This is a genomic window from Halanaerobium saccharolyticum (assembly GCF_003053565.1).
Lineage (GTDB): Bacteria > Bacillota > Halanaerobiia > Halanaerobiales > Halanaerobiaceae > Halanaerobium > Halanaerobium saccharolyticum_B.
The window spans coordinates 24711-37975 of record NZ_QAXS01000012.1; the positions used below are offsets into that span (position 1 = coordinate 24711).

Sequence of the window (13265 nt, forward strand, 5' to 3'; positions counted from 1 at the left end):
AAAATGAAGTACTTGAAATTGTTATTTTTTATAGTATTAATTATTACACTGAATAGCACAGCCTTTGCTTTAAACCTTGATGTGGATAATGATTTAAATAGTTTTGCTAAGGAAAATTTATTGAATGAAAATGAAACTCAAAATTTAACAAATCCATTTTTTTTAAATGATCAGTTAGAAGAAGTTCCAGAAGAGGAAGTTGAATTAGACACTTCACCAAAGATGGCTGTAAATACTATTGAAAATAGAGAAGAGGTTGAGGAAATAAATGCTGAGCCTGAAATCACAATAAATGGCGTTATATCAGCATCTAATTCAAGAATGGCTTTACTTATTAGCTATCAGCAGGAAAAACATCTACTTGAGATTGGCGATAGTCTGGATGGTTATGAATTCACTGCTTATCAAAATGGAGAGGCTACTTTCAAAAAAGACGGAAGAGAGATAAAAGTTTTATATTAAATTTTAGATGATATTGATTGGAGGCAAGGTTAATGATAAAAACAAAAAAAGTTTTAATTTTATTTTTATTGATCATGATTTTTTTCTCAGCAGCAGCTGCTGCCGGACCACAGGACAAAATAGAGAATTTAAATTTTAAAAACACAGATATTGTTGATGTTTTGAGAACAATTGCAGAAGTGGCAGATGTTAATTTAATTACTGACAGTGAGATTTCTGGAAATATAACAGTTAGTTTAAAAGATATTACTTTTCAAAAAGCTTTAGATTTAATTACTCAAACTCGAGCTATCAGTTATAGGTGGGATGGGAATACTGTTGTGGTAGCCTCAGCTGATAGACTGGATAGTATTTATGCTAATATCGTAACAAAATTTGTAGAAGTTAATTCCAGTGATTTTGATAACATAGGTACTATGGTTAGAGAACTTTTTCCGGAAACACAGATCACTTTAGATCCTACCCGCAGACAGTTTATTCTAAAGGGAGAAAAAGAAAATATAGAGGAAATTAAGGAAATGATAAACCGATTAGATGCTTCTAAAACTGTGGCAGAGATTGAGAGTAGTAAAAGAACACAGGAACTTGAAGAAAAAGAAATTGAAATTTATAGTGAAAGCTATCAGGTTTTAAATTCAGAATTGGAAGATCTGCAGTCAAAATTAAGAACCGTTAATTCAAACTTGACTTATAAGATTAACCCTTTGACAGAGACAATTACAATAAGTGGAGAAGAGTCTTTGGTTAAAGAAGCTATCTCAATGGCCAAGACCTATGATCAGAGTTTAGAGCCGGAAACAAGAAATATTAGAGTTGATTATGTAGATAGTGAACAGATAACTGAAATAGTTGGTAAGTTTTATCCAGAGGTTAGTCTTCATGTTAATGCCAAGCGCAAAGAAATTATTATTAATGGAGCTAAAAATAAGTTAGATAATGTAGTTGAATTGATAAGAGAAATTAACAAGCCTCAGTATCAGGTGGTAATTGAAACGCGGGTGGAAGAAATTTCTTCTGAATTTTCACGGGAATTGGGGATTGAACATACCGGGGTTTTTGATATCATCAGAGAATCAGAGGTAAGTTCCGGTGGTGAGAATTATAAAATAGAGGAGATAGATTTTACCTGGCCAGATATTTTCAAAGCCTTAGATACCTCTACTAATACCACTACACTTGCAAGTCCTAAATTAATGACTTTAAATGGAGAAGAGGCAAATTTATCTATTTTAGAAGAAGAACCTTATGAGGTTGTTACTACAGATGAAAATGGTGATAAAACCAGCAGTTGGGAATATGCAGAAGCAGGAGTGGAATTAACATTTACTCCCTGGATAACTGAAAATGATGAAATTGAATTAAAAATAGCGCCAACAGTAAGCAGTTTTAATGAAGTAGTTGACTCTCAAAGTGGAGAGGGAGAAAGTGCTCCTCCTGCCAAGAAGAGTAGAAGTGTAGAGACAACACTTAGACTAAAAAATAATGAAACCTTTGCTGTAGGAGGATTAATCCAGACTGACAGCGAAGGAATGATTACCAAAATTCCTTTGCTCGGTGATTTACCTCTTTTTGGTGAGTTATTTAAATTTAGAGAACCGAGTGACTCAACCAATGAATTAATAATTTTTGTAACCCCTCATATCATTAAATATGGTGATGAAGTGACAACTAAAAATGTTATTAATCCTCGAAGTGAAAAATTGGCTTCTGATGTTCAGAACGAGATTAAGTTAGATAAAGAAAAACAAAGTGAAATGAAACAAGAATTGGAAAAATCCAAGGAAGAAATAATAAATGAATACTTAGAACAACGAAGTAAAACTAGAAAAGAAATTCTCGAGTCACTAAAAGACGATAACAAAGAAAAAGAATATCAGGAATTAACACCTGAGGAGCTGGAAGAAATCCTCAACAACTAAATTAAAGAGGCTGAAAAATTCAGCCTCATTTCAATAATACTATTATTAGGATGATTTTATGGCTGCAGTAGTGGCAAGACAACCAATATTGGATAAAAATAAAAATGTTTTTGCATATGAACTTTTATTTAGAGGTGGAGATACTGGTACAGAAAATTTTGATGGGGATAAAGCAACTGCTCAGGTTATTTCAAACACTTTAGAATCCATAGGATTTAAGAATTTAACTGAAGGAAAACCAGCTTTTATTAATTTTACTGATAAGTTATTAAAGCAGGGAATACCTGATCTATTGAATCCTGAAAATGTATATCTCGAAGTTCTCGAAAATGTTAAAGTTGACAGCCATCTACTTTATGTTCTTAAAACTTATAAAGATAGAGGATTTAAAATAGTACTTGATGATTTTATTTTTTCGAAAAATCTAATCTCTTTAGTTGAATTAGCGGATTTTATCAAAATAGATTTCTTAGCTATCAATGGTGCTGAAAGAAAAAATATAATTGAAAGCTGTCAAATATACAATCCTAATCTTAAGTTTCTTGGAGAAAAAATTGAAACTCATGCTGATTATATGATGGCTGTTAAGATGGGATATTGTTATTTTCAGGGTTATTTTTTCACTAAACCTGAAATTATTCAGACCAGAGAAAGTAATTCTTATGAGTTTAGTTTTTTCAAAATGATGGAAGAGCTCAATAAAGAAGAGCCTGAATTTAAAACTCTAGAAGAAATAGTCAGGTCGGATTTTTCAATGTCCTACAGTTTGTTGAGAATTATTAACTCAGCTCATTTTGGGTATGACGTAAAATCAATTAGACAGGCTATAGTATTACTGGGGGTTGATAAGTTAAGAAAATGGAGCTTGCTTTATTTTCTTAAGGGTTTAAATAGCAATAAGCCTGATGTTTTATTTAAAACAGCCGTTTTAAGAGCTAATTTTGCAGAATCATTATCTGAGTATTTTTCTGATGATAAGTCTAACAATCTTTTTGTATTAGGATTATTGTCTGTTATTGATGGTTATTTAGACAGAGATATTGCAGATGTTTTAGAAGAAATTTCTCTTTTTGGAGAATTTAAACAGGCATTAATCAGTAAAGAAGGGAAGTTAGGTGATCTGCTGAGTTTGATTGAGTCATTTGAAAAGCTAAACTTTAAGCAGTGTCAGCAATACTTAGAGGGTTATTCTCTGGACTATGATATTATTTCTCGTAAATATATTAATTCTTTAGAAAAGAGTGAGGAAATAATCAAGGCTTTTGAGAATTATTAAGCTTTAAAAATCAAACTGACTAATTCAGTTCTATTCTTAACCTCAGTCTTATTAAAAATATGACTGAGGTGTTTTTTTACTGTATTAATAGAGATAAATAAGTTCTGTGCAATTTCCTTATTGTTTTTACCTTCAATTAATAATTTCAACAGTTCTTTTTCCCTCTCAGTTAACTGAAATTTTTGTTCCGCTTTTTCCAGAAGCTGACTTCGGTTTTCCTTAATTTTTCTTTCTAATTTATTTATCATAAATAACTTATTAAGCTGATTAGAACACTGCTGACTAATTAATTTTAGATAGAGCAATTCTTTAAGCGAAAAGTCTTTATCGTTTTGGTCGCGAAAAAGGCTAATTGTACCCAGGAGCCGTTCCTGATGATGAATATAAATTCCACAGGAATAGTATAGATGGTTTTTACCCAGAAAATCAGTAAAATATTCTGTATTAACCCATTTTTTATAATCCATGAGATCAGAGCTTCTGCTGGGCTCTATTTGATTAAATGCTATTTCCTTGATTGCATCAATTTTATAATAGTAATTATTGTAAGCATTAAGAGCCTGATCACTTACATTAAAGCAGACCGGGCTGTCAATTATCTCTTCATTTTCATCAAAAAGAAAAAAATTTGCTGCATAAAAAGGTATCAATTTATTTAATTTTTGCAAAAAATAATAGGAATAGTCATTTAAATTAGTAATTCTTCCTGTTTCATAAATAAAGCTAAAAATATTTTTCCAGTCAATCTTATAATTACTATTATTTTGCAAAATAGATCCTCCTTAATATTATACTTTTGGGTAATATAAATTATTTTAAAAAAATGATATTCTGGGTATATAATTCAGGATTTTTATAAAAATTCCTGCAAAAAATAAAGGAGGAAGTATTTATGAGTAGAAAAAGTTTTGTAGTGGGATTAATTGTGGTATTTATTTTTATCTTCAGTTGTGGGGCTTCGGCCCAATTTGCAAATTTTTATGGTCTGGATAATATGCTGATGTCCGACTGGCAGTTAGATTACATAAGACCTTTAGATCCAGGTGAATTAAAAAAAGGAGAATTTAGACTAAGTCCACTAGTTGGTAGGATGAATTATGGCAGGGAAAGAGATATCTTTAATTCTTCTTCTAATAAATTTGATTATGACAACGGTACAACTGCTTATATTTTAATTTTTGATACCGCCTTAAGTGATAATCTAACTTTCCACAGCAAATATGCCTATCAACCCTGGAAAAAATATACTTATAATGACTATAGGGATAGTGAAGAGTCCCGAAGCAGCCTAATTGATCTATTTATTAATTATGAATTTAAAGAAGATAAAACTATGTTTTTTGGTTATAACAGGACATTAAATAAAGATAAAGAATATGATAATCTGGATAATTTAGAGTACGAAACTGAAACAACAAATAATATTTATTATTTAGGGTTGGAAATTCGCGGTTCATTTCTCAATTAAAAAAATTTAGTAATTAAATCCGCTCCCTTTAAATGGGAGCTTTTTTCTTGCCCTAAAGCTTGACATTTTAATTATTAAACTATATAATTTATAAGCAATAAATATTAAATAAAATGCTATCTCTATAATAAAAAAGTTTATACTTTATTTAAAATTCAAATAAATCCAAGGAGGACAAAGTAGTGAGTAGAAATATTTATTTAAACGGAGAAATTGTCCCGGAAGATCAGGCAAAGGTTTCAGTTTTTGACCATGGTTATCTATATGGTGATGGTATTTTTGAAGGCATTAGAGCCTACAACGGCCGTGTCTTTATGCTGGATCAGCACATTAAACGATTATATGAGTCAGCAAAAACTATTATGCTCGATATTCCTCTAAGCAGAGAAGAAATGGAAACTGCAATTTTAGAGACTATTAGAGCCAATGAGTTGAGAGATGCTTACATAAGAGTGGTAGTTTCCAGAGGAGAAGGAGATCTAGGATTGGATCCCCGTAAGTGTCCGAAGCCAACAATTGTAATTATTGCCAGTGCCATTCAGCTTTATCCAGAAGAACTGTATGAAACAGGTTTAAAACTGGTAACTGTACCAACTCGGCGCAATGGCCCGGAGATGGTTAATCCAAGGATTAAATCTTTAAATTATTTAAACAACATTATGGCCCGGATTGAGGCTAATATGCAGGATGCACCGGAAGCTATCATTCTAAATAGTGATGGTTATGTGGCAGAGTGTACAGGGGATAATATCTTCATTATATCCGAAGATACTTTATATACTCCACCAATCTATGCAGGTATTCTCAAGGGAACCAAAAGAGAAGTGGTACTTGAAATAGCGGCAGATATGGGATTAGAAGTCAGAGAAGAGCTATTTACAAGACACGATGTCTTTAATGCTGACGAATGTTTTCTGAGTGGAACTGCAGCTGAAGTTATTCCAGTAGTTGAAGTAGACAGCCGTAAGGTTGGAGATGGTGAGGTTGGAGACAGGACAGCAGCATTAATTGCTAAATTTAGAGAAATTGCCAATTCAACCGGAAAAGAAATATATGCCGATTAATTTGTAAGTTGTTAACTCTATATTAAATTGATAGGTAACTATAATCTAGATAGATAAATTTAAAAATTAAATATAATCGAGTTTTTCATTAGAGAAGTTAGCAGTATAAGGAGGAATAAAATGAGAAGTGATAAGATTAAAAAAGGTATCGAAAGAGCCCCTCATAGATCTTTACTCTATGCACTGGGCCTTGATGATGATGATATAAATAAACCTTTGATAGGAATAGCCAATTCGGCAAATGATATTATTCCCGGCCACAAACATTTAGATAGAATTAGAGATGGGGTTGAACATGGGATTACAGCAGCCGGAGGAACAGCAATGAGTTTTGGCACAATCGGTGTCTGTGATGGAATTGCTATGGGCCACAGCGGGATGCGTTATTCCCTGGCCAGTAGAGAAATCATTGCCGATTCGGTTGAGGCAGTAGTCAACGGCCATCAGCTGGATGGACTGGTTTTAATACCTAACTGTGATAAGATTGTGCCCGGGATGATGATGGCAGCAGCCAGACTTGATATTCCGGCAATTGTAATCAGTGGTGGTCCGATGAATGCCGGCAGCCGCTGTGGTGAAGCAATTGACCTGCACAATGTGTTTGAGGCAGTTGGTTCTGTAACTTCCGGCGAAATGGAGGAAGAAGAACTGGATCAGATTGCACGTTCTGCCTGTCCTGGTGTCGGTTCCTGTGCCGGTATGTTTACAGCTAATTCTATGAATTCTTTAGCAGAGGTTTTAGGACTGGCTTTACCGGGAAATGGAACTATTCCAGCAGTTAAGGCTGATCGAATCAGACTTGCCAAGGCAGCAGGAAAAGCAGTGATGAGACTGGTCGAAAATGATATTCGGCCCTCTGATATCTTGACTGAAAAGTCTTTTGAGAATGCAATAACTGTTGATATGTCTTTAGGCTGTTCTACCAATACAGCTCTGCATTTACCAGCAATTGCTCATGAGGCAGGTATAGACCTTCCTCTGGATAAATTTAACGAGATTAGTGACCAGGTACCACATATCTGTTCTTTAACTCCAGCCGGAAAAAATCATATGGAACACTTAAACGCAGCCGGCGGGATCCATGCGGTAATTAATGAACTGGTTAAAGGAGATTTAATTAATTTAGATACTGTCACAGTTACAGGTAAGTCCTTGAAGGAAAATTTAAAGTCAATTAATTTTGTTGATCATGAGATTATTCGACCTTTAGATGACCCATATCACAAACGTGGTGGACTGGCTATTTTAAAGGGAAATTTAGCTCCTGAAGGTTCAGTTGTCAAAAGAGCCGCAGTTGATCCGAAAATGATGGAGCACCGCGGACCGGCAAGAATCTATCAGAGTGAAGAAGAATCAATTACAGCTATTAATAAGGGAGAGATTAAGCCCGGTGATGTGGTAGTTATTAAAAATGAAGGACCAAAAGGTGGACCTGGAATGAGAGAAATGCTTTCCCCAACTTCTGCTTTAGCAGGAATGGGACTTGATGACAGTGTAGCTCTAATTACTGATGGTCGTTTTTCAGGTGCAACCAGAGGAGCAGCAATCGGTCATGTTTCTCCCGAGGCAGCAGCAGGTGGACCAATCGCAGCCCTAGAAGAGGGAGATATTATTCATATCGATATGGATCAATTTATTCTGGAAGTAGAATTAACTGAAGCAGAATTAGCAGCTAGAATGGAAAAAGTAGAGCCTTTTGTACCTGATGTCAGCGGTTACTTAAAGCGTTATGCTAAATTAGTTGGTTCTGCTTCTAAAGGAGCAGTTCTTGATTAAAGGCAAAATTGCTTTAAAACTTAATAATTAGCTAATTATTAAAGTTATTTTGCAAAAAGGATTGATAAAAGCACTAGAATTTAGTATAGTAAAAATATAAATATAAATATAATAATAAATGAAGTTATGAGTATAGTAAGTAGTAGAGAAGGGTCGGCTTCATTTAAGAATTTTATAAATTGAGAAGATTAAAAAGTAGTTTTTATTAGCTTCCGGCTAATATACTGCAGAATAATTGAAAATTCATTTTGCCAGCCTATGAAATAGGAAGTTGTTGAATTTTCAGACGATTAATTCTCAATTTAGGTTCTTAGATAACTTTCTGCCCTGGATAATTGTATTCAGGGCTATTTTTGTATCTATTTATAATTATTCATTTTTCAAAATCACAGCGGAGGTGAATCTATGCCAGAATTAAATGGTGGAGAAATAATTATTGAATCATTAAAGAAAGAAAATGTTGATGTTGTATTTGGCTATCCCGGAGGAGCTGTAATTAACCTCTATGATGCCCTCTACAATTCAGACTTAAAACATTATCTGGGACGACACGAGCAGGGAGTTGTCCATGCAGCTGATGGTTATGCCCGCTCAAGCGGCAAAGTTGGAGTCTGTATTGCTACTTCTGGACCGGGAGGAACAAATCTGGTTACAGGACTGGCCAATGCCCAGATGGACTCTATTCCTCTGGTAGCATTTACAGGTCAGGTTTCCAGTTCATTAATTGGAAAGGATGCTTTTCAGGAAGCTGATATTACAGGTATTTCCTTACCGATTACCAAACATAACTTTTTAGTAACAGATATTAAGGACCTGGCAAGAACAATTAAAGAAGCTTTCTATATTGCCCGCACAGGCAGACCGGGACCGGTACTTATTGACCTGGCCAAAGATGTAACTCAGGCAGTTGCAGAATTTGACTACCCTGACCGAGTTGATCTTCCCGGCTATAGACCTACCTTTGAAGGCCACAAACTGCAGATCAATAAGGCAGCTAAGGCAATCAATGAGGCCGAGCGCCCCCTCTTATATGTAGGTGGAGGTGCAGTGATCTCAGGCGCAGAAAAAGAGCTGCGGCAAATGGCTGATAAGGCTAAAATTCCGGTAACTACAACCTTAATGGCACTCGGGATCTACCCGGAGGATCAGCCCCTGGCTCTCGAGATGCTGGGGATGCACGGTACCCAGTATGCCAATAAGGCAACCATCGAGACAGATCTTTTAATTGCAGTTGGAGCCCGTTTTGATGACCGGGTAACCGGTAAGCTGGATGAATTTGCTGCTCAGGCAGATATAATTCAGATAGATATTGATCCGGCAGAAATAGGTAAAAACCTGGATGTAGAAATCCCAATTGTGGGGGATGTAAAGACTGTACTTCAGGAACTGATTCCCTATATTGAAGAAAAAGAAAACGGCCCCTGGCAGGAGCGGATTAAGGAGCTCAAAGAGAAATTCCCGCTTAAATATGAAGATGATGGCTCGGAGACAATCAAACCCCAGTACATTATGGAAGAAATTGATAAATACACTGGTGGTGAGGCGACAATTGTCACTGAAGTTGGTCAGCATCAGATGTGGGCAGCTCAGTTCCACAAATATAAAAAACCGCGCCAGTTTATCACTTCAGGAGGCTTAGGAACAATGGGTTATGGACTGCCGGCGGCAATTGGAGCTCAGATCGGTCAGCCCAAAGAGAAGGTTGTGCTGATTGCAGGTGATGGCAGTATTCAGATGAATATTCAGGAGCTCGGTACGGCTCAGGCCTATAATATTCCAATCAAGATAGTTATCTTTAATAATAAGTATCTGGGAATGGTCAGACAGTGGCAGGAAATCTTCTTTGAAAAGAGATATTCTTCAACCAAGATTCCGGCACCCAATTTTGTCAAAATGGGAGAAGCTTATGGAATCTGGTCTAAATCTGTTGACAAAAAATCTGAACTTGACAGTGCCCTAAAGGAAGCTATGGAGCATGATGGACCGGCTATCTTAGATGTACACATTCCTGAAGAAGAAAATGTCTATCCAATGGTACCAGCAGGTGCCGGCTTAAAAGATATGATAGGAGGATAATTTATGACACATATTTTATCAGTTTCCGTACTTAATAAGCCCGGTGTTTTAACCAGAATTGCCGGACTCTTTAGTCGGCGGAATTTCAATATTGAAAGTTTAAATGTTGGTAAAACTGAAAACCCGGAGATTTCCCGGATGACAATTGTAGTTCAGGGTGATGAGAAGGTCTTAGAGCAGGTTACCAAACAGCTGCATAAGCTGATTAATGTTTTAAAGATTACTGAGCTTGATAAGAATTCAATTGTGGAAAGAGACTTAATTTTAATCAGAGTTAAGTGTACTCGCAAGCAGCGGTCGGAGATTATTCAGATTGCTGACACATTTAGAGCCCAGATTGTTGATGTCGCACCTGACAGCCTGATGATTGAGGCCACAGGTACAGAAGATAAGCTGGAAGCTCTAACAGAACTATTGAGGGATTTCGGTATAGCAGAATTTGTAAGGACAGGAACAGTGGCCTTAAGCAGAGGCCAGGCAGCTAAATAAAGAAGTAGGATGTAAGAGGCCAGAGGTAGCACTGAGCTCTCTTTAATAACGCAAGGATAGCTCAGTATTAGCACATCGAGTGCGTCAGAATGATACTGAAAAGTCTTACTTCCAGATATTAAGTCCTGTTAATTTTATTATCAATTTAATTAAAAATATAAGAACATAAAAGGAGAAGATAAGAATGGAAATATATTACGATAAAGATGCAGATTTAAAGTACTTAGAGGATAAGGTAGTAGCAGTTATAGGTTATGGTAGTCAGGGACATGCCCAGGCTCAGAACTTAAAGGACAGTGGAGTTAATGTAGTAGTTGGATTAAGAAAAGAGAGCTCAAGCTGGCCGGTAGCAGAAGAGGATGGCTTTGAAGTACTGACAACTGCAGAAGCAGCAGCTAAGGCAGATGTAATTCAGATTTTAATTCCAGATATCAAACAGGCTTCAGTCTATAAAAATGATATTGAGCCCAATCTGGAAGAAGGTAATGCTTTAGTCTTTTCCCACGGTTTAAATATTCACTATGATCAGATTGTACCCCAGAAAGATGTTGATGTCTTTATGGTAGCTCCCAAGTCACCTGGCCATTTAGTGCGCAGATTATATGAAGACGGTAAAGGTGTTCCCGGATTACTGGCTGTATATCAGGATTATACAGGTAAGGCATATGATTTAGGTTTAGCTTATGCTAAAGGAATTGGCTGTACCCACGCTGGAGTTATCGAAACAACCTTTAAAGAAGAAACAGAAACTGATCTCTTTGGTGAGCAGGCAGTTTTATGTGGGGGAACAACAGCCCTCGTTAAAGCAGGTTTTGAAACCTTAGTTGAAGCAGGTTACCAGCCGGAAATTGCCTACTTTGAAGTTTTAAATGAGCTTAAATTAATCGTTGATCTGATGTTTGAAGGCGGAATTTCTACCATGCGTGATTCTATTTCGGATACAGCTCAGTATGGAGATTTAGTTTCCGGACCGAGGGTAATCGACGAGCATGTTAAAGAAAATATGCAGGCTGTTTTAGAAGATATTCAGACCGGTAAATTCACCAGAGAGTGGATTTTAGAAAACCAGGCAAACCGCCCTGTATTTAATTCTCTAACCGAAAAAGACGAAAATTCTCAGATAGAAGCAGTAGGACGCAAATTAAGAAAGATGATGTCCTGGATTGATTAATTATCGAGGACAGACTAAAGGTGGTGAAATAAAATGGCAAGCGTTAAAATATTTGATACAACACTAAGAGATGGTGAGCAGTCTCCGGGGGTCACTTTAATCCCGGAGGAAAAGCTGGCAATTGCCAAACAGCTGGCCAAGATGAAGGTCAATGTAATTGAAGCCGGCTTCCCGATTTCTTCAGATGGTGACTTTAATGCAGTTAAAATGGTTGCCGAAAATGTAAAGGGAGTTGAAGTTGCAGCTCTGGCCAGATGCCGGAAGAGTGATATCGACCGCGCCTGGGAGGCTGTAAAAGATGCAGAAAATCCGAGAATCCATATTTTTATCGCATCTTCACCAATTCACTTAGAATATAAACTGCAGATGTCAGAAGACGAAGTTTTAAATAATGCAGTTGAGGCTGTTAAATATGCAGCTCAGTATACAGATAACATTGAGTTTTCAGCTGAAGATGCCTCCCGGACCGGCACTGATTTTCTGGCCCGACTTTTTGAGGCAGTTATCGAGGCTGGAGCAAAGGTAATCAACATTCCGGATACAGTAGGTTATGCTGTCCCTTCAGAATTTGGGCAGCTGATCAAAGATATCAGGGAAAAGACTCCCAATATCGAGCAGGCAGAAATCAGTGTTCACTGCCACAATGATCTGGGACTGGCAGTAGCCAATTCACTGGCAGCTATCGAAAATGGGGCAACCCAGGTTGAGGTCTCAGTCAACGGGATTGGTGAGCGGGCAGGTAATGCAGCCTTAGAAGAAATTGTAATGGCTTTATATACCAGACAGGATTATTATGACCTGGATATAACTCAGGACACAACTCAGATTGCCAGACTCTCTAAACTGGTTGCCAATTCTACCGGTATTTCTCTGCAGGCCAATAAGGCTATTGTTGGTGCCAATGCTTTTGCCCATGAGGCAGGAATCCATCAGGATGGTGTGATTAAGGAAAGAACTACCTATGAGATTATGGATGCTAAAACCATCGGTCTCGACCACAACAAGCTGGTCTTAGGTAAGCACTCCGGCCGCCATGCCTTAAAAGATTTCTTAGAAAAATATGACTATGAGCTTGATGATGAGAGCTTTGAAGGCTTCTTTAAGCGCTTTAAAGACCTGGCAGATAAAAAGAAAAATGTGAGCAATGCAGATATTATTGCTCTTTTAGATAATGAGCTTTATGATTATGAGAAAATCTATGAGATGGAATATATCTCCGTTCTGACCGGTAAGGGCTTACTGCCCACAGCCACAGTCAGGCTCAAAAAAGAAGGCGAGATTATTCAGTCTGCAGCCTGTAATGGTGATGGCCCGGTAGATGCAATTTTCCAGACAATCAATGAGCTGACCGGGATTGACGATATTAAGCTGATGTCCTATAAGATTGATGCTGTAACTGAAGGTAAGGATGCCCTGGGCGAGGCCTTTATTGCCGCCGAAATTGACGGCAAAATTTTCACCGGCCATTCTTCCCAGACAGATATTACCGAAGCCAGTGCAGCTGCCTATCTGGAAGCAATTAATAAATATCTTGTATATACAAAAAATAAATAAAATTAAAACA

11 protein-coding genes are annotated in these 13265 nt (G+C 36.8%); 10 read left to right on the plus strand and 1 reads right to left on the minus strand.

The window, feature by feature from the left end:
• The first annotated feature begins 3 nt into the window (after positions 1–3).
• Genes C8C76_RS06540 through C8C76_RS06550 form a run of 3 tightly spaced genes read left to right on the plus strand, consistent with a single transcriptional unit; the run spans position 4 to position 3657 of the window.
• Positions 4–462: a hypothetical protein gene (locus C8C76_RS06540; protein WP_108139819.1), complete on the plus strand. Its 459-nt coding sequence runs from the start codon at positions 4–6 to the stop codon at positions 460–462.
• A 32-nt stretch (positions 463–494) separates the two neighbouring features.
• Complete coding sequence (locus tag C8C76_RS06545) at positions 495–2381, plus strand: type II and III secretion system protein (protein WP_108139821.1); 1887 nt, start codon at positions 495–497, stop codon at positions 2379–2381.
• Between the two features lie 58 nt (positions 2382–2439).
• The gene (locus C8C76_RS06550; RefSeq protein ID WP_108139823.1) at positions 2440–3657 is read left to right on the plus strand and encodes an EAL and HDOD domain-containing protein; all 1218 of its coding nucleotides are present in this window, start codon (positions 2440–2442) and stop codon (positions 3655–3657) included.
• Here the strand turns inward: C8C76_RS06550 and C8C76_RS06555 are convergent.
• Positions 3654–4427: a response regulator transcription factor gene (locus C8C76_RS06555; protein WP_108139825.1), complete on the minus strand. Its 774-nt coding sequence runs from the start codon at positions 4425–4427 to the stop codon at positions 3654–3656. The two genes, C8C76_RS06550 and C8C76_RS06555, sit on opposite strands and share 4 nt — an antisense overlap.
• A 122-nt stretch (positions 4428–4549) precedes the next feature.
• Here C8C76_RS06555 and C8C76_RS06560 point away from each other — a divergent pair, with 122 nt between their 5' ends.
• The 7 genes from C8C76_RS06560 to C8C76_RS06590 all read left to right on the plus strand — a co-directional run bounded on the left by C8C76_RS06560 (position 4550) and on the right by C8C76_RS06590 (position 13255).
• The gene (locus C8C76_RS06560) at positions 4550–5125 is read left to right on the plus strand and encodes a hypothetical protein (RefSeq protein ID WP_108139827.1); all 576 of its coding nucleotides are present in this window, start codon (positions 4550–4552) and stop codon (positions 5123–5125) included.
• Between the two features lie 182 nt (positions 5126–5307).
• Positions 5308–6189, plus strand: coding sequence for a branched-chain-amino-acid transaminase (ilvE, locus tag C8C76_RS06565; protein ID WP_108139829.1), 882 nt, complete (start codon positions 5308–5310; stop codon positions 6187–6189).
• A gap of 120 nt (positions 6190–6309) precedes the next feature.
• Entirely contained in the window at positions 6310–7965 is a 1656-nt protein-coding gene (gene ilvD / locus C8C76_RS06570; RefSeq protein WP_108139831.1) for a dihydroxy-acid dehydratase, read from the plus strand.
• Between the two features lie 405 nt (positions 7966–8370).
• Complete coding sequence (gene ilvB / locus C8C76_RS06575) at positions 8371–10041, plus strand: biosynthetic-type acetolactate synthase large subunit (RefSeq protein WP_108139833.1); 1671 nt, start codon at positions 8371–8373, stop codon at positions 10039–10041.
• A 3-nt stretch (positions 10042–10044) separates the two neighbouring features.
• Positions 10045–10530, plus strand: a complete 486-nt coding sequence (gene ilvN, locus C8C76_RS06580) for an acetolactate synthase small subunit (RefSeq protein ID WP_108139835.1) — start codon at positions 10045–10047, stop codon at positions 10528–10530.
• 184 nt (positions 10531–10714) lie between these two features.
• Complete coding sequence (gene ilvC, locus C8C76_RS06585) at positions 10715–11701, plus strand: ketol-acid reductoisomerase (protein ID WP_108139837.1); 987 nt, start codon at positions 10715–10717, stop codon at positions 11699–11701.
• A gap of 33 nt (positions 11702–11734) precedes the next feature.
• The gene (locus C8C76_RS06590; protein WP_108139839.1) at positions 11735–13255 is read left to right on the plus strand and encodes a 2-isopropylmalate synthase; all 1521 of its coding nucleotides are present in this window, start codon (positions 11735–11737) and stop codon (positions 13253–13255) included.
• Positions 13256–13265 lie beyond the last annotated feature (10 nt).

What these genes read in the sequence shown, in the direction of transcription:
- C8C76_RS06550 (WP_108139823.1), top strand. Translation starts at nt 2,440, where the DNA reads ATGGCTGCAGTAGTGGCAAGACAACCAATATTGGATAAAAATAAAAAT.
- C8C76_RS06545 (WP_108139821.1), top strand. Translation starts at nt 495, where the DNA reads ATGATAAAAACAAAAAAAGTTTTAATTTTATTTTTATTGATCATGATT.
- C8C76_RS06590 (WP_108139839.1), top strand. Translation starts at nt 11,735, where the DNA reads ATGGCAAGCGTTAAAATATTTGATACAACACTAAGAGATGGTGAGCAG.
- ilvB (WP_108139833.1), top strand. Translation starts at nt 8,371, where the DNA reads ATGCCAGAATTAAATGGTGGAGAAATAATTATTGAATCATTAAAGAAA.
- ilvN (WP_108139835.1), top strand. Translation starts at nt 10,045, where the DNA reads ATGACACATATTTTATCAGTTTCCGTACTTAATAAGCCCGGTGTTTTA.
- C8C76_RS06540 (WP_108139819.1), top strand. Translation starts at nt 4, where the DNA reads ATGAAGTACTTGAAATTGTTATTTTTTATAGTATTAATTATTACACTG.
- C8C76_RS06560 (WP_108139827.1), top strand. Translation starts at nt 4,550, where the DNA reads ATGAGTAGAAAAAGTTTTGTAGTGGGATTAATTGTGGTATTTATTTTT.
- ilvC (WP_108139837.1), top strand. Translation starts at nt 10,715, where the DNA reads ATGGAAATATATTACGATAAAGATGCAGATTTAAAGTACTTAGAGGAT.
- ilvD (WP_108139831.1), top strand. Translation starts at nt 6,310, where the DNA reads ATGAGAAGTGATAAGATTAAAAAAGGTATCGAAAGAGCCCCTCATAGA.